General features: G+C 62.8%; 19 protein-coding genes. 12 read left to right on the forward strand and 7 right to left on the reverse strand.

The genetic code is table 11. The features are described 5' to 3' along the window. Nucleotides 1-53: 53 nt before the first annotated feature. Complete coding sequence (locus tag KF712_10515) at nucleotides 54-746, reverse strand: YdcF family protein (protein MBX3741414.1); 693 nt, start codon at nucleotides 744-746, stop codon at nucleotides 54-56. A 230-nt stretch (nucleotides 747-976) separates the two neighbouring features. On the opposite strand from KF712_10515, the gene KF712_10520 reads away from it, so the two are divergent. Beyond that, nucleotides 977-3676 carry a c-type cytochrome gene (locus KF712_10520; protein MBX3741415.1) on the forward strand — a complete coding sequence of 900 codons (2700 nt, stop codon included), beginning with the start codon at nucleotides 977-979 and terminating at the stop codon, nucleotides 3674-3676. 88 nt (nucleotides 3677-3764) lie between these two features. Here the strand turns inward: KF712_10520 and KF712_10525 are convergent, their stop codons facing one another. Then, nucleotides 3765-4334: a LysM peptidoglycan-binding domain-containing protein gene (locus KF712_10525; GenBank protein ID MBX3741416.1), complete on the reverse strand. Its 570-nt coding sequence runs from the start codon at nucleotides 4332-4334 to the stop codon at nucleotides 3765-3767. A gap of 203 nt (nucleotides 4335-4537) precedes the next feature. Between KF712_10525 and KF712_10530 the strand changes: the two genes are divergently transcribed. The 3 genes from KF712_10530 to KF712_10540 are packed head-to-tail and all read left to right on the forward strand — an operon-like array spanning nucleotide 4538 to nucleotide 7709. Then, entirely contained in the window at nucleotides 4538-5542 is a 1005-nt protein-coding gene (locus KF712_10530; GenBank protein ID MBX3741417.1) for a metallophosphoesterase, read from the forward strand. After that, nucleotides 5542-6714, forward strand: coding sequence for a prolyl oligopeptidase family serine peptidase (locus KF712_10535; protein ID MBX3741418.1), 1173 nt, complete (start codon nucleotides 5542-5544; stop codon nucleotides 6712-6714). Before KF712_10530 ends, KF712_10535 begins: the two co-directional genes overlap by 1 nt. Further along, nucleotides 6711-7709 (forward strand): right-handed parallel beta-helix repeat-containing protein, encoded by a 999-nt coding sequence (locus tag KF712_10540; protein MBX3741419.1) that lies wholly within the window; start codon nucleotides 6711-6713, stop codon nucleotides 7707-7709. Before KF712_10535 ends, KF712_10540 begins: the two co-directional genes overlap by 4 nt. A gap of 188 nt (nucleotides 7710-7897) precedes the next feature. Here KF712_10540 and KF712_10545 read toward each other — a convergent pair whose 3' ends face one another. Then, entirely contained in the window at nucleotides 7898-8551 is a 654-nt protein-coding gene (locus KF712_10545) for a hypothetical protein (protein ID MBX3741420.1), read from the reverse strand. Between the two features lie 2 nt (nucleotides 8552-8553). Continuing rightward, a complete protein-coding gene (locus tag KF712_10550) occupies nucleotides 8554-10542 on the reverse strand; it encodes an alpha amylase C-terminal domain-containing protein (GenBank protein ID MBX3741421.1) in 1989 nt (662 codons plus the stop codon). Nucleotides 10543-10669: 127 nt separating this feature from the next. Here KF712_10550 and KF712_10555 point away from each other — a divergent pair, with 127 nt between their 5' ends. The 5 genes from KF712_10555 (at nucleotide 10670) to KF712_10575 (ending at nucleotide 16818) form a co-directional block, all read left to right on the forward strand. Beyond that, on the forward strand, nucleotides 10670-12343 hold the full coding sequence (locus KF712_10555) for a sodium:solute symporter (GenBank protein ID MBX3741422.1): 1674 nt from the start codon (nucleotides 10670-10672) through the stop codon (nucleotides 12341-12343). A gap of 353 nt (nucleotides 12344-12696) precedes the next feature. Further along, nucleotides 12697-14136, forward strand: coding sequence for a chromosomal replication initiator protein DnaA (gene dnaA, locus KF712_10560; protein MBX3741423.1), 1440 nt, complete (start codon nucleotides 12697-12699; stop codon nucleotides 14134-14136). Nucleotides 14137-14248: 112 nt separating this feature from the next. Then, entirely contained in the window at nucleotides 14249-15346 is a 1098-nt protein-coding gene (dnaN, locus tag KF712_10565) for a DNA polymerase III subunit beta (GenBank protein ID MBX3741424.1), read from the forward strand. 126 nt (nucleotides 15347-15472) lie between these two features. Next, entirely contained in the window at nucleotides 15473-15715 is a 243-nt protein-coding gene (locus KF712_10570; protein ID MBX3741425.1) for a hypothetical protein, read from the forward strand. Next, entirely contained in the window at nucleotides 15712-16818 is a 1107-nt protein-coding gene (locus tag KF712_10575) for a HupE/UreJ family protein (protein ID MBX3741426.1), read from the forward strand. The genes KF712_10570 and KF712_10575 overlap by 4 nt, the downstream gene beginning before the upstream one ends. Here KF712_10575 and ruvA read toward each other — a convergent pair whose 3' ends face one another. Both ruvA and KF712_10585 read right to left on the reverse strand, forming a co-directional pair. After that, nucleotides 16819-17415 (reverse strand): Holliday junction branch migration protein RuvA, encoded by a 597-nt coding sequence (ruvA, locus tag KF712_10580; GenBank protein MBX3741427.1) that lies wholly within the window; start codon nucleotides 17413-17415, stop codon nucleotides 16819-16821. Nucleotides 17416-17446: 31 nt separating this feature from the next. Then, nucleotides 17447-18325 (reverse strand): hypothetical protein, encoded by an 879-nt coding sequence (locus KF712_10585; protein MBX3741428.1) that lies wholly within the window; start codon nucleotides 18323-18325, stop codon nucleotides 17447-17449. A gap of 177 nt (nucleotides 18326-18502) precedes the next feature. Between KF712_10585 and KF712_10590 the strand changes: the two genes are divergently transcribed. Continuing rightward, nucleotides 18503-20923, forward strand: coding sequence for a DUF1592 domain-containing protein (locus KF712_10590; protein MBX3741429.1), 2421 nt, complete (start codon nucleotides 18503-18505; stop codon nucleotides 20921-20923). Between the two features lie 5 nt (nucleotides 20924-20928). After that, nucleotides 20929-22212 carry a DUF1552 domain-containing protein gene (locus tag KF712_10595; GenBank protein ID MBX3741430.1) on the forward strand — a complete coding sequence of 428 codons (1284 nt, stop codon included), beginning with the start codon at nucleotides 20929-20931 and terminating at the stop codon, nucleotides 22210-22212. 6 nt (nucleotides 22213-22218) lie between these two features. On the opposite strand, the gene KF712_10600 is transcribed toward KF712_10595, so the two are convergent. Next, nucleotides 22219-23031 carry a PEP-CTERM sorting domain-containing protein gene (locus KF712_10600; protein MBX3741431.1) on the reverse strand — a complete coding sequence of 271 codons (813 nt, stop codon included), beginning with the start codon at nucleotides 23029-23031 and terminating at the stop codon, nucleotides 22219-22221. Between the two features lie 139 nt (nucleotides 23032-23170). On the opposite strand from KF712_10600, the gene KF712_10605 reads away from it, so the two are divergent. Beyond that, entirely contained in the window at nucleotides 23171-24514 is a 1344-nt protein-coding gene (locus KF712_10605; protein MBX3741432.1) for a Gfo/Idh/MocA family oxidoreductase, read from the forward strand. Nucleotides 24515-24618: the final 104 nt, after the last annotated feature.

Here is a 24618-nt window from a genome sequence, read left to right on the forward strand (position 1 = left end):
CGGCGGCGGTTTGTCAAAGCGTGTCGAAGGCGAGGCGGGAGACACTTTCTCCGTCAGTTGCCACTGACAAAAGTGAGGCCGAGCGCGATCACTTCGGTGATGACCTCCTTCGCGGATTTGCTGCTGAGAAACCAGCGGGACGGATCCGCTTCCGGGTCCGGGCAACTGATCACACCGATCTCCCATCCGTCGCCCAGTTCCTCCCTGAAGATCATCCGGCTGCGGCGGGCATGGGCCGCGCTGGTGATGAGGTCGGCGCGCTTGTCAGGGGAGAGCATGGGATTCTCCGCCACCTGGCCGGCCAGGGTGCGTGCCATCATGCGGGTTCTTTCCGTTCTGGAGGGTTCGCACGGGACGGACCGGATGCGGTCGGCTGGCACGCCCATCTTCGCCAAGGTGGCCGCCGCGTACTCCGCATAGGTCTTGTAGGGAAGATCCAGCGTGCCCCGGTCAAGCGGGACCCCGGTGCAGAAAACGACCGCCGCGTCCGTGGCTGCGGCATATTCCGCGGCCTTCTCCAGCGCGTGGTCGGGGATCCAGCCTTCCACGATCAGGGTCCTGGCCCCGGGAGCCGGTTCCGTCACCGCCAGCCACTCATAGAGATTGAGGAACGCGAAAACCGCCGGAATGCCGATGATCACGGCCGCGATCACACCGAGCCGCCAGGTGGGCAGCAGGATCCATCTCCGTCTGAGGAATTTTCCCTCACGTGGGGTGGATTTCCCAATGGCGGTGCCGTCTTCCATAGGACGCGGAGCCTCCCGGATCCGCGGGGAACAATCAAGGATCAGTGGGAACCGCCGCAGGCGGAAATTTTCCGGAATCCGGTGATGTTCCGGTCGTCCCGGGACAACAGGATAGGGGAGCGGATGGTTACAAACTCCGCCCTTCCGCCTCCGGAAAGGTCCATTGACCGGCCCGGAAAATCCTGAACATCCTTTTCCCACCGCAACCCGTTCCGACCGCGCACCAACCCATGAAATTCCGCCACCTTTTCCCGATCGTCGCCGCCGTTCCCGCCGCGCACGCCTGGACGCCATCCACCGAGCCTCCGATCACCCAGCTTGAGGCCTTCGTCTGCTCGGAGAAGGATTTCGAGATCACCGCCTGGGCGACCTCACCGATGTTCCACAACCCGGCGAACATGGACATCGACCATCTCGGGCGGATCTGGATCACGGAAGGGGTGAACTACCGCCACGTCTCCAACCGCCGCCCGGAGGGTGACCGCGTGGTGATGCTGGAGGACACCGATGGCGACGGAAAGGCGGACAAGTCCACCGTCTTTTACCAGGATCCGGAACTGACCACCCCGCTGGGCATCGCGGTCTTTGACAATGTGGTGATCGTTTCCCAGCCGCCGAATCTCCTGAAGCTCACCGATGTGGACCGCAACGGGAAGCTGGAGCTGGACAAGGGCGACAAGCGCGAGGTGATCCTGACCGGCTTCAACGGCTACAACCATGACCACTCCCTGCACTCCCTGACCGGTGGTCCGGACGGGAAATGGTACTTCAACCAAGGGAACATGTGCGGCCAGTTCACGGACGCTTCCGGGAAGACCTTCCGGATCGGCAGTCCATATGAGGACCGCCGCTTCGGCAAGGAAGCGGTGGATTCCCGGAAGATCGCCGGGGAGAAATCGGACGATGGCTTCGTCTATGTCGGCGGTTTCACCGTGCGGATGAACCCGGACGCCACCCATGCGGAGATCATCGGCCACAACTACCGGAACTCCTACGAACAGACGATCAACACGCTGGGCGACCTCTATCAGAATGACAACGATGACCCGCCGGCCTGCCGCGTGACCCACATCCTGGAGCGGGGCAACGCGGGCTTCGCCTCCCGTGACGGCAAGCGCAGTTGGAAAGCCGACCAGCGCCCCGGGCAGGACACGCCGACCGCTGAATGGCGCCAGTGGGACCCGGACACCATGCCCGCCGGGGATGTCTATGGTGGCGGTTCCCCCACCGGCATCGCTTTCTATGAGAACGGTGCGATGGGGGATGCGTTCAACGGCACCCTGCTCTCCTGCGAGCCGGGCAAAAACGTGGTGTTTTCCTACCGCCCGGAGATCAAGGGCGCGGGCCGCACGCTCGACCGGAAGGATTTCCTCACCACGAACACCTCCGGCGTGTTCGCCGGTTCGGACTTCGTCGGCGGCAACATCAAGGATCTGGACAAGAAGAAAAAGGAAGACATCCAGCATCTCCTCTTCCGTCCGTCTGACATCACGGTCGGTCCGGATGGCGCGCTCTATGTCTCTGACTGGACGGACCCCCGTGTGGGAGGTCACGGCACCCAGGATGAGGGTGCCGGCGGCATCATCTACCGCCTCGCGCCGAAGGGCTTCAAATCGGTGGTGCCGAAGATTGATCTCAACACCATCGACGGTGCCGTCGCCGCCCTGAAATCCCCGGCGGTGAACACCCGCTGGCTCGGCTTCCAGAAGCTGAAGTCCGAAGGTGCGAAGGCGTATGACGCCGTGGTCGCGGTACTGGACGACAAGAACCCCTTCATCGCCAACCGCGCGATCTGGCTGCTGCCGTATCTCGGCGAGAAGGGCGTGGCGAAACTCGATACCTTCGTCGCCAGCAAGGATGAGGCCCAGCGCCTGATCGCTTTCCGCGCGGTCCGCCGGACCGATGGAAAGGTCGATGCCCTGCCCTACGCGAAGAAACTGGCGAAAGATCCGTCATCCGCCATCCGTGCGGAAGCCGCCCAGGAAATGCGCTACCGCAGCTTTGACGAGGCGAAGGAAGTGCTCGTGGAAGTGGCGAGAGCCTACGACGGTGAAGACCGCGCCTATCTCTTCTCCATCGGTGCCGGTGCCGGCCAGAACACCGCCCAGCTCTGGAGCGCGCTGTCCGAGGCGCTCAAGCCCGGCGAGCCTTCCAAGTGGTCCGACACGTTCGCGCGTCTCACCTGGCGTCTGATGCCGGAAGCCGCGGTCCCGGCGTTGAAGGCCCGCGCTCTCGACGGCAGCCTCAGCGAGGAACAGCGGAAGATGGCGGTGGATACCATCGCTTTCATCAAGGCGGCTCCCTCCGTCGCGGCGATGCTCGATCTGGCCTCGAACGATTCACCGGTGAAGGACCAGGCGAAGTGGTGGCTCACCAACCGCAGCGAAGGGGAGTGGGCCTCGATGGGCGTCAAAGAGGAAATGCAGAAACGTGGTCTGATTGAGAAGCCGGTGGAGATCGTGGAAGTCACGGTTCCCGCCAAGCCTTCCTCCACCAAGTTCACCGCGGCGGACGTCCTTGCGCTCAAGGGCGATGCCGCGAAGGGCAAGCTGGCCGCCGCGCGCTGCGTCATGTGCCACAAGGTTGATGGCCAGGGTGTGGAGCATGGTCCGGATCTCAAAGGCTTCGGTTCCCGGCAGCCTGCCGAAGTCGTTGCCCGGGCCATCGTTGATCCGTCCGCGGAGATCGCGCTCGGCTTTGAAGGAGTCGCCATCCGCACCAAGGGCAACAAGTGGATCGACGGCCTGATCGTCGCCGACGGGGATCCTGTCACCATCCGCTCCACCGGTGGCATCGTCCAGAAAGTGGCGAAGAAGGACATCGCGGAGCGCAAGCAGATGGACCGTTCGCTGATGTTGAACGCGGACCAGCTCGGCCTGAGCGCCCAGGATGTGGCGGACATCGTCGAGTGGATGAAGGCCTATAAATAACGGGGTCCAGGCCCATGAAACGAAGAAGGCGGGCAATGATGCCCGCCTTTTTTCGTGCCGTTCCGGAGTTCTCCGGAAGCGGCGGCTGTTACCTGGGGATCACCAGGACTTTGCCCGGCTGGATCAGGGAACCCTTGATGCCGTTCGCCCGTTGGAGGGCGGCGACCGACGTCTTGTTGCGGGCGGCGATGGCGGAAAGGGTGTCGCCTTTCTTGATGGTGTAGCGGGAGGCAGCCGGCTTCGCGGCAGGCTTTTTCGCCGCCACGGTGGCCTTCGGCTTGGGCTTGGTGGACGCCGTGGTGGCGGCAGGCTTGCGGGCGGTGGAGGAAGAGGTGCTGGTTGTGGTTCTCACCGGGGTCGGTCTCGAAACGACCGGGGTCGGGGAGATGTTGCCGGGCTGGCGGGTGTTTGCCGCGGTCGGGATCGGCACGGAGTCCGCCGGTGGCTCGTCATTCATGACCAGCGCGTCACCCGGTGAGGATCCGCCGCGTTTCCATTTGGAAGGATTGTCCGCCCATTCCTCGATGTAGTTGCCACGGCTGTCGAACGGTCCGGTTCCGGAAGGATTGTTGTTGCTGGCCGTGGATCCCGTGGAACCGCAGCTCGCGAGCAGCAGCGCGGTGCAGCCCGCGGCGGTCATCTGGAGAGCCAATTTCATGGGCGCAACTATGGCGTTCTCCGCCGGTTTGGCAAAGCATTGTTAAATCGGCTGTATTTTTGTGAATACCATGTGTGGGGAAAATCAGGCGCTGTTCCCGGTCCGGTTCCCGCCCGGGAACGAAATCCAGGGACCCCGGAGACGGCATCCGGGCGAAGCTGTTGCAAGAGTGGACCGGCGATGGGCAGTATTCCTGTCAACCCATGAAAGAATCCTCCGCCCAGCCCTCGTTCCGCCGCCGGGACGTCATCAAGACCCTCGTCTTCAGCAGCGCTGCCCTCGGTGCGGGGTGGCCCTCCCGCTCCGCGGCTGCGGTGCCTGAGCTGAAGTTCGGAAAAGACGGCATCCATTTCCTCGCCGTCGGAGACTTCGGCACCGGCAACGCCGCGCAGAAACAGGTGGCGGAGCGGATGAACGACTTCGCCGGAAAACTGGGAAGCCCCCTGACGGCGGTCCTCGCGCTGGGCGACAATTTCTACAACCACCTGGAACCCGCCCGGTTCGGTCCGGGATTCGAGGAGATGTATTCCAAGGAACATCTCGACGTCCCCTTTTACGCCTGCCTGGGGAACCACGACTACGGTCCGTCCTACGATTCCAAGCAGGGGAGGGCGAAGGCCGACATGCAGCTCGAGTATGCGAAGGCAAACTCCGCCTCCCGCTGGAAGATGCCCGCGAAGTGGTATGCGACTGAGTTTCCCGCCGCCGGAAAGCCGCTCGTGAAGATCATCTACCTCGACTCGAACACGTTCGAGGGCGGGCTGACTCCCCAGGAAAAGGTCGATCAGAAACGCTGGCTGGAGGCGGAATTGAAAAAGGAAACCAAGGCGAAGTGGACATGGGTCGTCAGCCACTACCCGGTTTTTTCCGATACGACGAAGCGGAAGGACAACCAGGGACTGATCAAGAATTGGGGCGGTTACTTCCAGGAAAACCCGATCTCCCTCTATCTCTCCGGGCACGACCACAACCTCCAGCACCTCCAGGTGGAGGGCTACCAACCCAGCTTCCTTGTTTCCGGAGGTGGAGGCGCCAGGCTTTATGAGATCACGGACACCGGCCGCGGATTCTCCCGCCAGATCCTGGGTTTCAACCACATCCACGTGAACGACGAGCGGATCCTGGTCCAGCTCATCGACGGCGACGGCAACCGGATGCACGCATTCGAGAAAAGCCACAAGGGTGAGATCAAGATCCTAGAGGCCTGATGAAGACCGTTGCTTTGCTCGCCTGGTTGGGATTCGCGGTGGTTGCCGCCGCTTCGCCGTGGCCGGTCGATGAGCTGAAGAAAGTGCCTGTTTCCCACGCACTGCCGGACAAGGCGGTTGGTGAAGTGAAGGCGGTGTTCATCGATGGGCCGGACCATGATGGGAAGAAGACACGCTTTTTCGCCTACTACGGCATCCCGAAATCCCCGGACGGAGCCAAGGTGCCCGCGATGGTGCTGGTGCATGGTGGCGGCGGCTCGGCATTCTCCTCATGGGTGAAGCTGTGGGTGGACCGCGGCTATGCGGCGATCTCGATGGACACCTGTGGCTCGGTCAGCGGTGGGGGCTACCGGAACCATCCGCGCCACGAGATGGGTGGACCTCCCGGGTGGGGGGGCTTCGACCAGATCGACAAGCCGCTGAAGGACCAGTGGACCTATCACGCGGTTTCGGACGTGATGCTGGCCCATTCATGGATCCGGGCGCAGGACGGGGTGGATGCGGAGAAGACGGGCATCACCGGCATCTCGTGGGGAGGTTACCTGACGTGCATCGCCGCGGGTGTGGATGACCGTTTCAAGTTCGCCGTGCCCGTGTACGGATGTGGATTCCTCACGGACAATTCCGCCTGGCTGGACGCGTTCGGAAAGATGGGGCCGGAGAACAAGGAGAAGTGGCGGGTGAACTGGGATCCCTCCGCGCATCTGCCGCAGGCGAAGATGCCCATGCTGTGGGTCACAGGGACGAATGACTTCGCCTTCCCCATGGACTCCCTCCAGCGGTCCTACCAACTGCCGCAGGGCGAACGTTTCCTCGCGATCCGGCCGCGCATGCCGCACGGCCACGGAGCGGCGGGGGAGGCTCCGGCGGAGATCCACGCGATGGCGGACGCGGTGCTGAAGGGTGGCCCGGCCATGGCGAAGGTCACGCTCGGTGCGAGGGATGGCCGGAAGGTTTCCGCTGCATGGACCGGAGGCGGGAAGATGGTTTCCGCGGCGCTCAATTACACCACGGACGAAGGCCAGTGGCAGAAGCGCGTGTGGAAGGAAATCGCCGCGACGCCCGGTGACGGCCGCGTGGAGGCGGAATTGCCGGAAGGCACGAAGGTCTATTACTTCAACCTGCAGGACGGGAAGGGCCTCGTCGCCAGCAGCGAACACGAAACCCTATGAGAGCCATCCGCCTGTTTCTCCTTTCCGCCGCATCCGCTTTCGCGGCGGTGCATGAGGTGGCGGATTTCAAATCTCTGGAGAATGCCTGCGTGACCGCGGTGCCGGGGGATGAGATCGTCATCGCGAAGGGGACATACCGCATCACCGGCAACTCCAGGATCTGGATCACCGGACGTCCCGGGCCGGTGACGGTGCGCGGCGCGACGGGAAAGCCGGAGGATGTCATCATCGAGGGTGACGGGCAGGACGCCAAGTCGGTGCAGATGATCTTTGAACTCACCGATTCCCCGAAGTGGACGTTCCGGGACCTGACGGTGCGGAATTCCTACTACCATGGCTTCAAGCTCAACACTTCCTCCACCGACTGCGTCCTGCGGAACGTGGTGATGCGTGATCACGGCGAGTCCGGGGTCAAGGGCACCAGTGATCCGGACAAGGGCCACTACCCGGACCGCCTGCTGGTGGAGGACTGCGACATCGGCTTCACGAAAAAGACCGGCGGCACCCGCAGCGTGGTGGAGGGGATCGACGGGGTGGCCGTGAAGGACTGGGTCATCCGCAACAACCGCTTCGTGAACGTGCAGAAAAACGGCGGGCCAGCCTATGGCGCGTTCACCAAGGGGAACTCGATGGACACCATCATCGAGGGCAACCGCTTCGAGAACTGCTTCATCGGTGCGTCGTTCGGCGGTGGCGGCACCGGCGCGGCCTACTTCCGGGATCACGACCGCTCGCTGGAACATCGCTGGGGGGTGATCCGGAACAATGTCTTCATCAACTGCACGGACGCCGCCATCTACATCAACAAAGGGAACTCCTGCATCATCGGAGGCAACCGGATGACAGGCTGCGGGATGAACATCCAGCTCCGCTTCCCCGAAACGACCGGTTGGGTGGAGAAAGGGAATGTCACGGACAACAAGAAGGAACCGTTGGTGCGGCTCAGGGACGGGGCGGTGCTGCTCAAGGGAGAGCCGGCGAAGGGGAAGCAATAGGCCGGAGAGGTCCGTTCTTCCGTAGCGTGATGGCTGCGCCATCACGGCTGGGTGGATGGGTGAGGGCTTCCGATACCAATGACCCATCGGTGCCATCTTTTCACGGAACGGAGCAGTGGGGATCGTCGTGAATTTTCCCAACCGTAACGGCGCAGCCGTTACGCTACCCCTGTGGACAGACGTCCCGGCTATTCCAGTTCGAGGGTTCTGGTCGGCAGCGGCGGTGGCCCTTTGCCCTCTGGTGGAGGCTCGACGTCGATGTCATGCTCGAACAACTCCATCGCCGTCTTCGCGACCTTCACGGTGTCGTAGAAGGCATACGCGCCCACACCCAGAGCACCGACCACCGGCAGCCAGCGGGAGACGGCCTTGCCGAGCGATTTCTGGGTGATCTTCACGCCGATTTTCTTGGCGATCTTTTCCAGCACCTTCGGCGAAAGCTGGCGCACCAGATAGCGGTCACCCACTCGGACCACCACATCCCGCACGGCCATGGCCGCACCGTGGCGGAACAGGCAATAGACCATCTGCTCCCGGGAAAGGGCGGCGGTTTTTCCATAAACCCCTGCGATGTCCGCGACCATCTGGGTCTGGATCCTCCACATGGTGTGCAGCTCCGGCAGGATGGTCAGCCAGCCGATGGGGCCGGGCGGCAGGGCCAGTGCACCAGCGGCTGCCGCCGCTTTCGCGGCCGCGGAGTTCGCGATCGCCTGCGCGCTCTGATGGGGAGTGATGCTTTCCGACTGGCTGGTTTCGGGGATCTTGCCGAGGAACTTCAGGATCGCGTTGGCGATCTTGTGGCCCGGCTGGTCGGGATCGGGGATGACGGGGAGGTGGTCCATTTTCACATTTTCGCGAACACCAGTCCGGTGCGCGATGGAATATAGACATGGAGCCGGCCATCCGCATCCACCGGATAGTCGAATGAGTGATCGACCCGGCCGTGGCCGCCGAAGACCCGTGCGTCGCTGTCCAGGACGAGTTTCCGCGTTTCCGTCCCGGGGACGGCGAAGGTGAAATCGAAGACGGATTGGCTGACGGAGAAGCTCAGGACGAAGACGAGGTTCGCCCGCTCGAAGCAGAGGATCTTCCGCTCCCGGTCCACATGGAGATGCTGTGCGGGGGCGGCGGCGAGCAGGTCCGTCTCTTTGGCCAGGGTGATGAGCGCGCGGTCGAAGTCGGACAGCCAGTGGTATTTCAGCTCCGGGTTGTCCATCAGCGACCACTGTCTGCGGCAGTAGTGGTAGGACCAGCCGTTGCCCTCCCGCGGGAAGTCGATCCACTCCGGATGGCCGAACTCGTTGCCCATGAAATTCAGCCAGCCCTCACCTCCCACGGCCAGGGTGATCAGGCGGATGAGCTTGTGGATGGCGATGCCGCGCTCCACCACCGGGCTGCGGTCCTCCAGGCCCATGTGGTGGTACATGTCCTGGTCCATCAGGCGGAAGGCGAGGGTCTTGTCCCCCACCAGCGCCTGGTCGTGGCTTTCCGCGTAGGCGATGGTTTTTTCCCCGTACCGCCGGTTCGCAAGGATGCCGAAGATCTCATCCATGTCCCAGTCCTCGTCGCGGCTGTGTTTCAGCAGCTTGATCCAGTGGTCCGGGATGCCCATGGCGAGGCGGTGGGTGAAGCCGATGCCGCCGTCCTCCAGCGGCTTGCAGAGGCCGGGCATGCCGGACATGTCCTCCGCCACCACGATCGCGCCCGGTTTGATCTCCCGGATGAGCTGGTTGGCGAGCTGGAGGTAGAGGATGGCGTCGCCGTCCGCATCCGCACCGAAGTAGTCGTCGTAGGTGTTGAACGCCTTGTCGCCGCGGGAGTGGTAGAGCATCGAGGTCACGCCATCGAAGCGGAAGCCGTCGAAGCGGAACTCCTCCAGCCAGTAGCGGAGATTGGAGAGCAGGAACTGGCGGACCTCCGGCTTTCCGTAGTCGAAGCATTTCGAGTCCCACAGCGGGTGGTCGCCGCGTTCCCCCGCATGGAAATACTGGTTCCCGGAGCCGTCGAAGTCGCTCAGTCCCTCCGCGGTGTTTTTCACCGCATGGGAGTGGACGACGTCCAGCAGGACCGCCAGGCCCATGCCGTGGGCGGTGTCGATGAGGTATTTCAGGTCCTCCGGGGTGCCGAAGCGGGAGCAGGCGGCGAAGAAAGAGGAGACGTGGTAGCCGAAGGAGCCGTAGTAGGGATGCTCCTGCACCGCCATGATCTGCACGGCATTGTAGCCTGCCTTGACGATGCGCGGCAGGATGCCGTCCGCGAACTCCCGGTAGGTGTGGACGCGCGCCTCCTCCCCGGCCATGCCGACGTGCGTTTCATAAATCAGGGGAGCACCAACCGTGGAGGGATCGAATCCGTTTTTCCATTCGTAGGCCTGGGGCGGGTTCCAGATCTGGCCGCTGAAGTCATTGGTGGAGGGATCCTGGACCGCGCGGCGGATGCAGGCGGGGATCCGGTCGCGGCGGCTGCCGTCCGCACCGATGACGTGCAGCTTCACCCGCTGCCCGTGCTGGAGCGCGTCACCCGGCAGGCGGAGCTGCCAGACGCCGCCGCTGGACGGGGCGAGGGGGTGGCTTTCCCGGTTCCAGCCGTTGAAGTCGCCGGTGAGGAAGACGCCTTTCGCCGCCGGAGCCCACTCGCGGACCATCCACTGGTTGGACGCCGCATTGTGGAGGATGCCGGAAAATTTGTGGCCGGTGGCGTAGGCGGGCAGGGAGCCGGAGGTGCGCCGGATGTCCGCGAGGGTTGCCGCGAAGTGGTTCATCCTGCCCTCGATGGCGGCTAGGTGGGGGGTCAGCCAAGGATCGTCACGAACGAGTTTGGGAGCTTCCGACATCGGTGGAGACCATGCCGTTTCCGGATGGGGGCGGAAAGGCAAATGTACGGGAAATGCGGATCAACCCGGCATGGGAAATGCCGCTTATTAGCTTGGAACGGCGGTGCGGAAGCCTAGGTTGGCGGGCATGTCGGAATTCGGGTTGGATCTGTTCATCGTCGGCGTCTATTTCGCGGTCATCATCGGCATTGGCCTGTACGCGGCCAGGGGGCAGAAAACGATGGAGTCCTACGCGCTGGGCGACCGCTCCATGCCATGGTGGGCGGTGCTCGCCTCGATCCTCGCTTCGGAGATCTCCGCCGGCACGTTCCTCGGCACGCCCGGGGAGGGGTTCGCGAAGCGGAATTTCATCTACGCCCAGCTTGTCATCGGCACCATCCTCGCCCGGTTGCTGGTCGCCGCCATTTTCATCAAGCCGTTCTACAAATACAACGTCGTCAGCATCTATGAGTTCCTGGAGATCCGCTTCGGCCGCCTGACCCGGAGGCTGGCGTCCTTTGTGTTCCTGCTGACCCGCTCCCTGGCCAGCGGTTCGCGGATCTTCGTCGCGGCCATCCTGCTGGTGCTGGCGTGGGAGGTGGTCCATCCGGAATTCATGGCCATGCCGAAGGAGGAACGCTTCGTGCAGGAGATGTTCATCTACGCGGGGGCGGTGGTGCTCATCACCTTCCTGACCGCCATCTACACCACCCTCGGCGGGATCAAGGCCGTGGTCTGGACGGACCTCATCCAGGTTTCCCTGATGTTCGGTGCGGCGTTCTACGTGTTCTTCTGGCTGCTCGGGAAAACCGGTGGCTGGGAAGGTTTCGCCTCATCGGTCGCCACGCCGGTGGCGATCGATACGGGTATCCGTGAGGATCACAAATCGATCGGCGAATCCATCTACTTCATCCTGTCCCAGGAATACACGATCTGGGCCGCATTGCTCGGTTCCATCTTCACCACCCTCGCCACCCACGGCACCGACCAGGACATGGTGCAGCGCATGCTTACCTCCAAGGACGCGAAAAAAGGCCAGCGGGCCGTCATCGTCTCCGGTCTGGTGGACCTGCCGGTGGTGGTCGGTTTCCTCGCCATCGGCATCCTCATCTACCGCTTCTACGAGATGAACCCGACGCGCGCCCCCGAAGGGGATCCCGGGATCTTCGCCTGGTTCATGGTCCATGACCTCACGCCGGGCCTGCGGGGCCTCATTGCCGCCGGTCTCTTCGCCACCGCGATGGGTTCGCTCTCCACCGCACTCAACGCACTGGCGACCACCTACACGAAGGACTGGCACGTCGGCGTGTTCCGGCCGCATGCCACCTCGGAGGAACAGATGAAAGCCGCGAAGAAGGCCACGGTGGTGTTCTCCGTGCTCCTGGCGCTCATCGGCATCGGCACCGCCTTCGTGAAGCTGAAGAACCCGGAGCTGCGCATCATCCCGATCGTCCTTGGTTCCTTCGGCTACACCTATGGTTCGTTGCTGGGGATTTTCCTTGTGGGCATGCTCACGAAGAAGCGGGGCACCTGCACCGGCAACCTCATCGCCATGCTCAGCGGCTTCCTGGTGGTCGGCTTGCTGACGAATCTGCCGAACGACATCTGGAAGATGATCACCGGCGGGGAGATGTACAAGAATCCTCCGTGGCTGCCGATGATCTCGTTCACGTGGCGGATCATGGCGGGCACTCTGGTGACCGTGGGAGTCGCGCTTTGCTTCCCCATTCCGCGCGGGTGGAGGAAGCGGAAACGGAAACCGGAGTTCACTGCGGGACCGACCACTGTTCTAGTGAATACGGTGGACGTCGTAGATCGTTGAAGAACCTTGGGATCCGCGCCGGTGGTTGCCTGACGGCCCGCCCGCTTGCTCATTGAATGGCGAATCCGTCACATGCAGGATTCTCTCTGTTAGAGATTTACGCGAAGGGATCGGAGTTTGAAGACCTTGATGCTTTGGTTTGCTTTAGTATCCGGGAGATCAAGTTTTAAAAAAATTTAGCCGTGGAACGCTTGTGGAATGCCGGACTCCAGCAGGTGTCCTGAATGGGTTTTCTAAAAAAATTTTCCCTGTGCCGGATGGGTCTGCATGATGGTGCCCCAGCAGCGCTCGAGGGGCTTCCGAAACGAAGCGTGCGCCGCAAAGAAACTCAAAATTTTTCATACCAAAGCATCATGTTGGAAGGGCAGGGAGTATCGGTCGAAGAGAATGATCTAACAGGATACTCCGATGAGGGTTCCGCCGTACAGGGCGGTTGGGAGCGTGCGTGTGGGTTGCTGCGCTCGATGGTCGGCAATGATGCTTTCCAGCGTTGGTTCCGCGCCACCGAATGGCAGGGGCTGGAGGATGGTGTGGGCACGGTGGCCGTTCCGGGTGAGATCCACCAGGTCTGGATCGAGACGAATTACATGCCGGAGCTGAACATGGCGTTGAGCCAGGCTTTCGCTGATCTGCGCGAGGTGAAGGTGGTGGTGGGTGGAGCCTCCCCGGAGGCACCGGAGTCCGCCGCACCTGAAGCAGGGGAGTTTGTTTATCGGGCGCCGGCGAAGACCGCGGAAGAACAGGGTGAGGCACTGGAGCGCCGCATCAAGAATGCGGGGCTGAATCCTTCGTTCCGGTTCTCCAACTTCGTGGTCGGTGGCAACAGCCAGTTCGCCCATGCGGCGTGCGAGGCGGTGGCGAAGAAATCCGGCATCGGCTACAACCCGCTCTTCATCTACGGCGGTCCCGGTCTCGGCAAGACCCACCTCATGCAGGCGGTCGGCCATGAGCTGTTGCGCCGCAACCCGACCTCCCGGGTGATCTACCTCACCTGCGAGAAGTTCACCAACGAGTTCATCGATGCGGTCCGCAAGGGTGACATCGAGAAGTTCCGCCGCCGCTACCGCAGCTCCGACGTCCTGCTCATCGACGACGTCCAGTTCCTGGCCGGCAAGGACCGCTCCCAGGAGGAGTTTTTCCATACGTTCAACACCCTGCTGGACGGCCGCAACCAGGTGGTCCTCACCTGCGACCGCCCGGCCTGCGAGATCAAGAGCCTGGAGCCACGCCTCGTTTCCCGCTTCGAGTGCGGTCTCACCGTCGAGATCCAGCCGCCGCTCATGGAAACGCGGATGGCCATCCTCAAGAAGAAGGTCGCCGACTGGAAGGTGCGCGTGGACGAGACCGTGCTGGGATTCCTCGCCGAAAGGATCCGCACCAACGTCCGCCGCCTGGAAGGCGCGCTGATGCGGGTGGCCACCTACGCCTCCCTGGCCGGGGAATCCGTCGGTGTGGAGAAGGTGGAGCACCTCCTGAAGGACCTGCTCCGTGAAGAAGCGGGCCGGCAGGTGACCATCGACTCCATCCAGAAAGCCGTCGCCGAGCACTTCGACGTCCGGGTGGCGGACATGACCAGCCGCCGCCGTCCGGCGAGCATCGCCTTTCCCCGCCAGGTGGCCATGTATCTCAGCCGGAGCATGACGAAGGTCTCGCTGATGGAGATCGGCGAGCAATTCGGCGGACGGGACCACGGGACCGTCATCCATGCCTGCAAAAAGGTGGCTGGCCGGATGAAGGAGGAGGGCGAGGTCAGGCAGGTCGTGGACCGGATCGAGGCCCAGCTCCGGCGCTGAGCCGGGGGGATGCCGGAGGACGCGGAAGTACCTCCGGATTTCCAACAGAAGACTTGCCAAGAAAGGTTGAAAACGGAAACTACGGGCCAACTCGATCCGTAGTTTTCTCTCCATGAAGTTCCGTATTTCCAAGGAAGCGTTCCTCGATGGCCTGCAGAAGGTCCAACACGTCGTGAGCTCGCGCACGACCCTCCCGATTCTTTCCAACGTGCTGCTGGTGGCCAAGGGAGGCCGCCTGCAGTTCACCACGACGGACCTGGATGTGGGGATCACCGGATCCGTGGAAGCGCAGATCGAGAAGGAAGGTGCGACCACGCTTCCCGCCAAGCGCCTCGTGAGCATCGTCCGCGAGCTTCCGTCCAGCGAGGTCGAGGTGTCCGTGGATTCGAAGAACCACGCGGAAATCAAGAGCGGTCCTTCCCGTTTCAAGATCATCGGCCTGGGTGAAGCGGAATTCCCGCCGCTGCCGGACTTCGAGGGAGCGAAAACCTTCAAGATCCCCCAGAAGGATCTCCGCGACGGCCTGAAGAAGACTTCCTACGCGATCTCCACGGACGAGACCCGCTACGTCCTCAACGGCATCTTCGCCTCCTTCCGCGAGGGCAAGCTGACCCTGGTGGCCACCGATGGCCGCCGCCTCGCCATGGTCGATACGGATCTCGAGTTCCCGGCCTCCCATGAGACGGACGTCATCATCCCGACCAAGGCGGTGCAGGAACTGCAGCGTCTGCTCGGTGACGAGGGCGACGTGATCGTGAAGCTCAGCGACAACCAGATTTCCTTCCAGGTCGGCGACAACTTCCTCGCCAGCAAGCTCATCGAGGGCAACTACCCGAACTACCGCCAGGTCATCCCCGGCGACAGCAACGAGCGGGTCATCATCGCCCGTGAGGCGCTTCTCGAAACCGTGCGCCGCGTTTCCCTCCTGTCCTCCGACAAGTCGAACTCGGTCAAAATGGTCTTCAGCGAGAACAACATCCAGATCACCGCGAACTCCCCGGACGTTGGTGAGGCGGAGGAGTCGATGGATGTGGCCTACAACGGCCCGCGCATCCAGATCGCCTTCAACCCGGAGTTCCTCCAGGCCCCGCTGCGCGCCCTGGACAGCAACGACGTCTATCTCGACCTCATCGATGAGATGAGCCCCGGCGTCCTGCGCATCGAGGGTTCCTTCCTCTACGTGCTGATGCCGATGCGCGTCACGTCCTGAGGTTTTCCGCCTAGCTGACGATTCCCGATGGAAGCTCCGCCCTCCGCCGCCGTGGTCCATGTTGATCCCGTCTGTCGGAAAAAGCGGAGCTTCTGGATTTGGAATATTGCGGTCGGTTTCCTTCTGATGATCCTTTCGCCTGTCGTCGCCATGGTGGCGACCATGAGCGGAATGAAAGGTGCCTTCAGGGCTCTCGGCGCGGGCGGAGGGGATGTGGATGCTCTTGGAGAACACATCGGGAACGTGTTGGTGGCGACGACGATCGAGTTTGGAATATCGGTGGTCATGTTCATCTGGCTGGTGATCGCCATCGTGCGGCTGTGTATGTTGGCCGCACCTATGGGACCAAATCCGGGAGCAGCATTGTGAAACGGCTCGCGCTGTTTTTCGGATGTTGGCTGGCCTTGGTGGCGTCCGCGTCCGCGCATGTCGTCACCCAGCTCTATGCGGAGTCAAAGGGGACGCCGGAAGCATGGTCGATGGAGGTGCTTTTCGAGGCGGGCTTCGCCGTGCCCGCCATCCGTGAGGATCCCGTGGCCGCCGCGCCGGACCGCCAGTGGCTGCTGGACCGGGGACCGGAAGGATGGGCCGCGCTGCGCGCTGAAGCGGAGCGCTATCTGCGGGAGTGCCTGTCGGTGGAGGCAGCCGACCAAGCGGTGGAATGGAAGGCGACCTTCATCGATTTCGATTCGGATCCTCCGGCCTTTCCCGTCCTGCTCACGAACGGCGCCTACCTGCGGATCCAGGTCGATCCCGTCGTTCCGCTGGCGGAGCCCGTCATCCTGAAATGGGCGGCGGGTGAGGGGCGTCCCACGTTCATCCTGAAAACCGCCGGGGCGGACGGCGGCTACCTCACTTTGGAGCCGGGAGCGAGCGGGACGGTAGGGGGCGGCGTCGCGGAGGAACCGCAGACACGCGGTGCTTTGCTGACTTCATTCCGCCAGGGCTTCCTCCACGTCGTTCCCGAAGGCTGGGATCACGTCCTGTTTGTTCTCGGTCTTTTCTTCTACCGCAGGAAATGGCGTCCGCTTCTCAGCCAATCGCTGGCCTTCACCGCCGCGCACACCGTCACGCTGGGACTGGCCGCTGCGGGCATCGTCAAGGTTTCGGGAAACTGGGTGGAGCCGGTCATCGCCTTGAGTTTGGTGGCGGTGGCGTTGGAAAACCTCCGCGCATCGAAGGAGGCGGACGGACGGCTGAGGCTGGCCATCGTCTTCGGCTTCGGGTTGATCCACGGGTTGGGTTTCGCAGGGGCGCTCTCTGTCTGGTTGAAGCCGGGAGAAGGGTTTTTGCCGTCCCTGTTGATGGCGAACCTTGGCGTCGAGGCCGCACAGGCGGCGTTGCTGGCGGGAGCGTGGATTCTCACCATCGGCTGGAACCGGACACCGGCGTATCGCTGGGTGCGTCTGGCCGCCTGCCTGGGCATCGCCGGCATCGGTTCGTGGTGGGCGTTCGAGCGGATCTTCGGCTGATCAGCCCTGGAGCGTTCTCAGCGATCCGCGGATGAGGATTTCCGTCGTCGCCGCAGGATCCGTGTCCAGCACCTTGCGGACCGCCTTGCGTGCATCCACCTGCTTGTAACCCAGGGCGATCAATGCCAGTTCGGCATCCGCGGCGGCGGCGCTGACGGACCCGGATGCGGCATCCGTCCAGGTATCGACCACGCCCACCTTGTCCTTCAGTTCCAGGACGATCCGTTCTGCGGTCTTTTTCCCCACGCCCTTGAGTTTGGAAAGCGCGGCGGTATCTCCCGCCACGACCGCTTGCTTGAACCGGTTCGGCTCCATGCCGCTGAGCACGGCGACCGCCATCGTCGGACCCACACCGCTCACCCGGTCGATGAGAAGCAGGAAAATGTCCCGTTCCTCCTCGGTGGCGAAACCGAACAGCTTCTGGCCGAGCTGGCTGAAATGCAGGTGGGTGCGGAGATCCACCCGGGTGCCTTCGGAGGCGTGCAGCTTGTCGAAGGTGGAGAGCGGGACGAAAACCTCGTAACCCACACCACCCGCGTCCACCACCAGACGGTTCGGGTAGGCTTCGAGGACGGTTCCGCGCAATCGGGCGATCATGCCGCAGAGTCTGCCGGAGCCCGCAGGAGCGTCAATGAACGATTCGGCGGCGGACGAAGCAAAGGAGTCCGGAGAGGGCGGCGAGAAAGGCGGAGGATGGCTCCGGGATGATGTTGAGGTTATCGAGCGACCAGGTGAGCTGATCGGCGGTGGAATTGGTCGCACCACCGAAGACGAGGGTGGAGGCGGTGGAACCCGCGTTGACCTGGTTGCGGAAGTTCATGCCGCCGGGGACGACGGATGCCGAGTCGAAGGTGGCCGTGCCGTCTGTCATGATGACCCGGTAGGTCTGGGCGGTTGGATCGACGGTGACGGTGAAGGAGTAGATGACGTCCTGGGCCAGTTGGATGCCCGTCATCGTCATGTTGTTGGTGTTGAAAGCCCCGTTGGCGGTGGTGCTCTGGTTGTTGTAGAAATACCATTCGCCGTCGTTGAATGGATTGGAGTTCGCGGTGTCATCCGCACCGACGACTCCGATAAGCCAGGCGAAGCTGAGGTTCGAACCGAAATCAGCGGCACCCGTCCCGCTGGTGGCGCCGATGTGGATGCGGTCGTTGTAGTGGGTGAAGTTCGACATCGAACTGTCGAGCCGCCAGTCAAAGGTGAGGGTGTAGGGGGAGGCGGCGGTGGATCCCATGTTGCGGCGGATGCCCATGGTGGTGCTCTGGACCGCCGTGGTGACGGACAGGTAGCTGCCGCCGCCATTGAGCGGGGAGGTGGTGAGCAACGAGCCGTCCACGCGGGCGTTGCCGGCGGGAGTCCCGTTGGTTTCGCTTTCCACCCAGCCTGCGGCCCAGCCGGTGCCACCATTCGGGTAGGTGTCGAAATTATCCGTCAGTGCGGCGGACGAAAATCCGGTGAGCGTCACGGTGAAGGCCGCGACAAATTGATGGAAAGGGGAATTTTTCATCAGGGTTTGTTTGGGCATATGCGCGAAAACCCGGGGATTTCTCAAGGGAGAAGCTCAGAATGCCACGAAAGTGGTACGAATTTGCCAACGATTGGGAAATATCGCTCATTGCCGTTCGTAATCATCCCCGCCTTGGATCCCGCCCGTACCCGTTCCGTTGTTTTCTGCCTGTCATTGATGATTTCCTCCGTCTTCGGCGCGGGGATCGACCGCTCGTTTCTGGGCAGCCACTGCACGGACTGCCATGATGCGGAGGAGAAGAAAGGCGGCCTCGATCTGGTGGCGTTGGAATGGAAGCCGGGTGACCGGGCGAACCAAGCGACGTGGGTGAAGGTTTTCGATTTCATCGACAAGGGGGAGATGCCGCCGAAGAAGCGGAAGCAACGGCCGGATGTGGCGGAGGTGGAGGAGTTTCTGGGCTGGCTGGGGAAGGAACTCACGGCAGCCGACGTGAAGCGGGAGGCGGAGAACGGCCGGACGGTCCTCCGTCGGCTGAACCGGGTGGAGTATGAGCGCACGCTGCACGACCTGCTGGGCATCCGCACACCGCTGGCGGTCATGTTGCCGAACGACACTCCCATGCACGGGTTCGACACCGTGGCGGAGGGACTCCGGCTTTCCACCCTCCAGATGGAGAAATACCTGGAAGCGGCGGACAAGGCCATCGACGACGCGATCCGCCTGGGACCCGCGCCGGAGATGGTGAAGGATCGCTTTGACATGGTGGAGAACCAGGAGGTCCGCTGGCACCTGGAGAAGCCGGAGGCGAAGGGGGATGGCGCGGGTGGTGCGGGGCCGCACCGGCATCTCCTGCGCATGCTGCCGGACGGGGTCGTGTTCTTCAACACGGGCTATCCCTCGGCGCAGATCAAGCACCCGAAGGAAAAACCGCGGTCGCGGCCGGAAGGGATCTACAAGGTCCGCATCAGCGGGTATGCCTACCAGAGTCCGGGGGTGTCCGTCCCGATGCGTGTTTACAGCAGCAACTACAAGGACAAGCAGCTCCTCGGCTGGTTCGAGATGGAGCCTGACAAGCCGCAGGTGGTGGAATTCACGACCTTCATCCGTGGCGGGGATTTCATCCAGATCGAGCCGTCCAACACCGGTCAGGACAAGGAAGGGAAGAACGTCTATAACACACCCGTGAAGGACTTCACCGGATCCGGTCTGGCCCTGCAATGGGTGGAGGTCGAGGGGCCGTTGCTGGAGACATGGCCGCCTAAGGGCGTGGCGGCCTTGTTTGGCGACATCCCGGTGGCCGAACTGGATGAGGAGGCGAGGAAGAAGAACAAGAACGTCGCCTACGAAATCAGGCCGCAGGATCCGAAGGCGGACTCGAAGCGGGCGCTGGAGCAGTTCGCCGGGAAAGCCTTCCGCCGTCCGCTGGAGGCGGGTGAGGTGGACCGCTACGTCGGCTTGGTCCACGCGGCGCTGGATGAGGGCCAGTCGTTCATGGAGGCGATGCGCGTCGGCTTCCGCGCCATCCTCGTTTCCCCGCAGTTTCTTTTTTTCAAGGAGGACCATGGAAAGCTGGATGACCATGCGCTGGCCTCCCGGCTGTCCTACTTCCTCTGGAGCAGGCCGCCGGACGATGAGCTGCTGACGCTGGCTGCGGAGAAAAAACTGTCCCAGCCGGAAGTGCTGCGTGGTCAGGTGGAGAGGCTTCTCAAGGACGGAAAGTCCGCCGCGTTCGTGGAGGATTTCACGGGACAGTGGCTGGATCTCCGCAACATCGACGCGACGACGCCGGACACGAAGCTGTATCCGGAGGCGGATGAACTGCTCAGGCTTTCCATGCCGGAAGAGACAAAGGCGTATTTCGCCGAAATGTTGCAGGCGGACCTGCCGGTGACTGCGGTGGTGGATTCGGACTTCGCGATGGTGAACGGGCGTCTGGCGGAGCACTACCAGATCCCCGGAGTGGCAGGGCAGGAGATCCGGAAGGTGAAGCTGCCCCCGGACAGCCCGCGCGGCGGATTCCTCACCCAGGCGAGCGTTCTCAAGATCACGGCGAACGGAACCACCACCTCCCCCGTCATCCGCGGAGCGTGGGTGATGAAGCGCATCCTCGGCCAGCCGCCGTCGCCGCCGCCGCCCGGTGTCGGTTCCATCGAGCCGGACACCCGCGGAGCCACCACCGTGCGGGAGCAACTCGCCCTCCACCGGAACTCGGAAAGCTGCGCCGCCTGCCATGCGAAGATCGACCCGCCGGGCTTCGCGCTGGAGAGCTTCGACGTGATCGGCGGCTACCGGGAGCAATACCGTTCCCAGGGTGAGGGCGGGAAACTGATCGAGCTGTCGAACACCCGGATGAAGCGGAAGTATGTGAAATACGGCCAGCAGGTGGACGCGAGCGGGGATCTGGACGGGAAGTCCTTCGTGGATATCCGGGAGTTCAAGAAACTGATCCTGGAGAAGCCGGATCAGGTGATGACGGCCATGGCGGGCAAGCTGTTGACCTATTCCACGGGGGCCGGAGTCACCTTCGCGGATCGCACGGCGGTCGCGGAGATTTCACGCAAAACGAAAGAACAGGGCGGCGGGCTGCGAACCCTTGTTCACCAGGTTGTCGCCAGCCCGTTGTTCCAATCCAAATAAACGCCATGCACCTCCGTTCCGCCCCGTTTTCCCGCCGCACCTTCCTCCGTGGTACCGGTGTCACGATGGCGCTGCCATTCCTGGAGGCCATGCTGTCGCTGCGCGCGTTCGCCGCGGCGTCCGCCACCACCGCTCCGAAGCGCATGGTGGCCATCTGCACCAGCCTGGGCATCTATGGTCCCGCGCTTTTCCCGAAGGAGACGGGCAGGGGCTACGGCTCCACACCCTATCTGGATCTCCTGAAGGACTACCGCGACGATTTCACCATTTTCTCCGGACTTTCCCACCCGGAGCAGTCGGGGCCGGACGGCCATGCTTCCGAGCAGACCTGGCTGACCTCCGCCCGCCATCCGGGCATGGGCGGCTTCCGCAACACCATCTCCATCGACCAGTCCATCGCGGAAAAGATCGGCCTGCAGACGCGCTACTCCTCGCTGGTGCTGGGGACGAACGGCGTGAGCCAGAGCTACACCCGCAGCGGGGTGATGATCCCGGCGGATACGACGCCATCGAAGGTGTTCGCGAAGCTTTTCATCAACGGCAGCAAGGCGGAGGTGGAGAAGCAGATGCGCAAGCTCCGCGAAGGACGCAGCATCATGGACACCGTGGGGGAGGAGGCGAAGCGCTTCAGCTCGAAGGTGGGTGCCGGGGACAAGGACAAGCTCGATGAATACTTTACCTCCGTCCGTGAGATGGAGGGCCGTTTGGCCACGTCGGAGGAATGGGTCCAGAAACCGAAGCCTGACATGGAGGAGAAGATCTCCGCCGATGTCAGTGAGGCGAACGACATCATCGGCCGCACGCAGTTGCTTTTCGAGCTGGTGCCCCTGGCGCTCCAGACGGACAGCACGCGCCTCATCACCATCCTGATCCAGGGCCGCGGTGACGTCCCGCCTGTCCCGGGAGTGAACATGGACCACCACAACCTTTCCCACCACGGCCAGGATCCGGAAAAGATCCGCCAGCTCGAACTGATCGAGAAGGCGAAGCTCACCGCCTACGGCAAGCTGATCGGCTCGCTGAAGGGGAAATCGGAAAGCGGCGGCACGTTGCTTGACAACACCTCCGTCCTCTTCGGCAGCAATCTCGGAAATGCGAACAGCCACGACTGGCGGAACCTGCCCGTCCTGCTCGCAGGAGGGGGATTCCAGCACGGCCAGCACATCGCTTGCGATGCGAAGGACAACACCCCTCTCGCCAACCTCTTCGTGCAGGTCGCGCAGAAGATGGGCGTGGAGTTGGACGAGTTCGGCAGCAGCAGCAAGGCGTCCGTGCCCGGCTTCGCCTGAGTCAGGTTATCTCCGCCGTCTCCGGAGGGCGAAGACGCCGGCCATGCCCGCCATCAGCAGTGACGATGGCTCCGGAACCTGCACGATCTGGATGGCACTGAGAAAGCCGCGTGTCTGTCCGGATGTCCCGTCAACCGCGATATTCAGGAATCCGCCCTCCGCGATGGTGATGGTCTGCTTCAGGTAGTTCGTGTTGTCCACCCATGCGGTGTTCGCGCCGGTGCTCATGCTGATGGACTCGAAGGAGTAGCCGGAAAAATCAAAGTTTCCCGCGCTGGCGCTGGTTCCCAGATGAACCTGGAAAGTCTGCGCGCCCGAGGTGTTGGTGTTCCGGGTGAGGGTGTAGATGTCGTAGGTGCCCGCCGCCAAGCCTGAGATCTGCACCCCCAGTGCGATCCGGTTGGTGGTCGCGTTGTTGGCCGTGGAGTTGGAGAAAATCGCGTATCTGCCGACGGAATTGTTGGCATAGATGTTCGTGCTGAACGCCGTCCCTGTCACCGCGGCGTGCCCCCCGGGCTGTGCGGAGAGGTTGATGTTCGTCGATCCGGTCGAAGGCGCGACGCCGAGGTTGATCCCGAGCGGGGATGAAGCTCCTGCGGCGTCCACGATGCCGCTGGTGACGTCCGCGTTCGTGAGGTTGTTCCAGACGGTTCCCGAGAAGGAGGGGTTCTCCGTGTGGTATGGGCTGTTGGTCAGTTCCTGCGGGGTGGTCGGGACATTGAGCGGATCACCACCGTTGCCGAAGTTCAGGAAATACACGGCGCCTGATGCCTGGTTCAGGAGCAGCAGGCTGCAAAGGAAAACGGATGGGGGTTTCACGTTCGGAAAAAATGGGTTTCCGCTATCATGGGCGGGAGGAGCGGGATTTCAAGCAAGTTCGGCGATCTCCGGCTGCGGCGTCGGCTGGACGGAGTCAGAATCCTTGCGACCCCATGGCATCCGGGATAGATCACAGGGAATGAATCGCCGGAATTTCCTCCAGACCGCTGGCCTCGCGGCAGCCCCGTTCATCCTCACCCGGAAGTCACTGTTCGCGGAGGAGGTTTCGGACAAGAAACACCGCGTCGGACTGATCGGCTCCGGATGGTATGGCAAGTGCGACCTGCTCCGCCTGATCCAGGTTTCGCCGGTGGATGTGGTTTCACTCTGTGACGTGGACTCCGTGATGCTGAAGGAAGCGGGCGATCTGGTCGCCTCCCGCCAAGTGTCGAAGAAGGTTCCCCGGCTCTACGGGGACTACCGCGAGATGCTGAAGGAGAAGGACCTGGATGTGGTGATCATCGGCACGCCGGACCATTGGCACGCGCTGAACATGATCGCCGCGGTGGAGTCCGGCGCGGACGTCTATGTCCAGAAGCCGACCGGAGTGGATGTCGCGGAGAGCGCCGCCATGCTGGCCGCCGCGCGGAAGCACGGACGCGTCGTCCAGGTGGGCACGCAGCGCCGCAGCACGCCGCATTTGATCGAGGCGATGAACGACATCATCAAGGCGGGCAAGCTCGGCAAGATCTCCCACGTCGAGATCTATTGCTACTACCACATGCGTTCGAAGAAAAACGAACCTGCGGGAACGCCGCCTGTGAACTTCGACTATGAAATGTGGACCGGCCCCGCGCCCATGCGGCCCTACGTCCCGACCGTCCATCCGCGGAGTTGGCGGGCGTTCATGGAGTATGGCAACGGCATCGTCGGCGACATGTGCGTCCACATGCTGGACATGGTGCGGTGGATGCTGGATCTCGGCTCGCCGAAGAGCATCAGCAGCAGCGGTGGCATCTTCATGGACAAGGCCAGCGCGGCGAACATTTCCGACACGCAGACCGCGACCTTCGAGTTTGATGAACTGAACGTCATCTGGAACCACCGCTCCTGGGGTGACGCACCGGATCCCAAGTACCCGTGGGGGGCGACATTCTACGGTGAGAAGGGCACGCTGAAAGCGAGCGTTAATTCCTACGACTTCATCCCCCGGGCGAAGGGTGAGGCGGCCATCCACCGCGACTGCGTGATGGAGCTGGAGAAATACGTGGAGGACCAGACCGAGAAGGATCTGGAGAAGCACGTCGCCCCGGCCATTCGCGGCCACATGATCGACCTGCTGAAAAACATCCAGTCGCGTGGCAAGCCGGTGGCGGACATCGAGCAAGGCCACATCTCCAGCGCGGCGTGCGTGCTGGCGAACAATGCGATGAAACTGGGCAGGACGCTCCGCTGGGATGGCACGAAAGTCATCGGGGACGATGAGGCGAACGCGCTGCTCATGCGGCCCTACCGCGCGCCCTGGGTGCATCCCGGGGTCTGATCAGTGCGGGATGATCCCTGCCTGAAATGTTCTGAAACGATCATCCGTGTGTTCTGTCCGAATCCAACCGGCGGACATCGCCGCAACGGACTTGCCCTGTCACG

Source organism: Akkermansiaceae bacterium, from assembly GCA_019634595.1.
Lineage (GTDB): Bacteria > Verrucomicrobiota > Verrucomicrobiia > Verrucomicrobiales > Akkermansiaceae > Luteolibacter.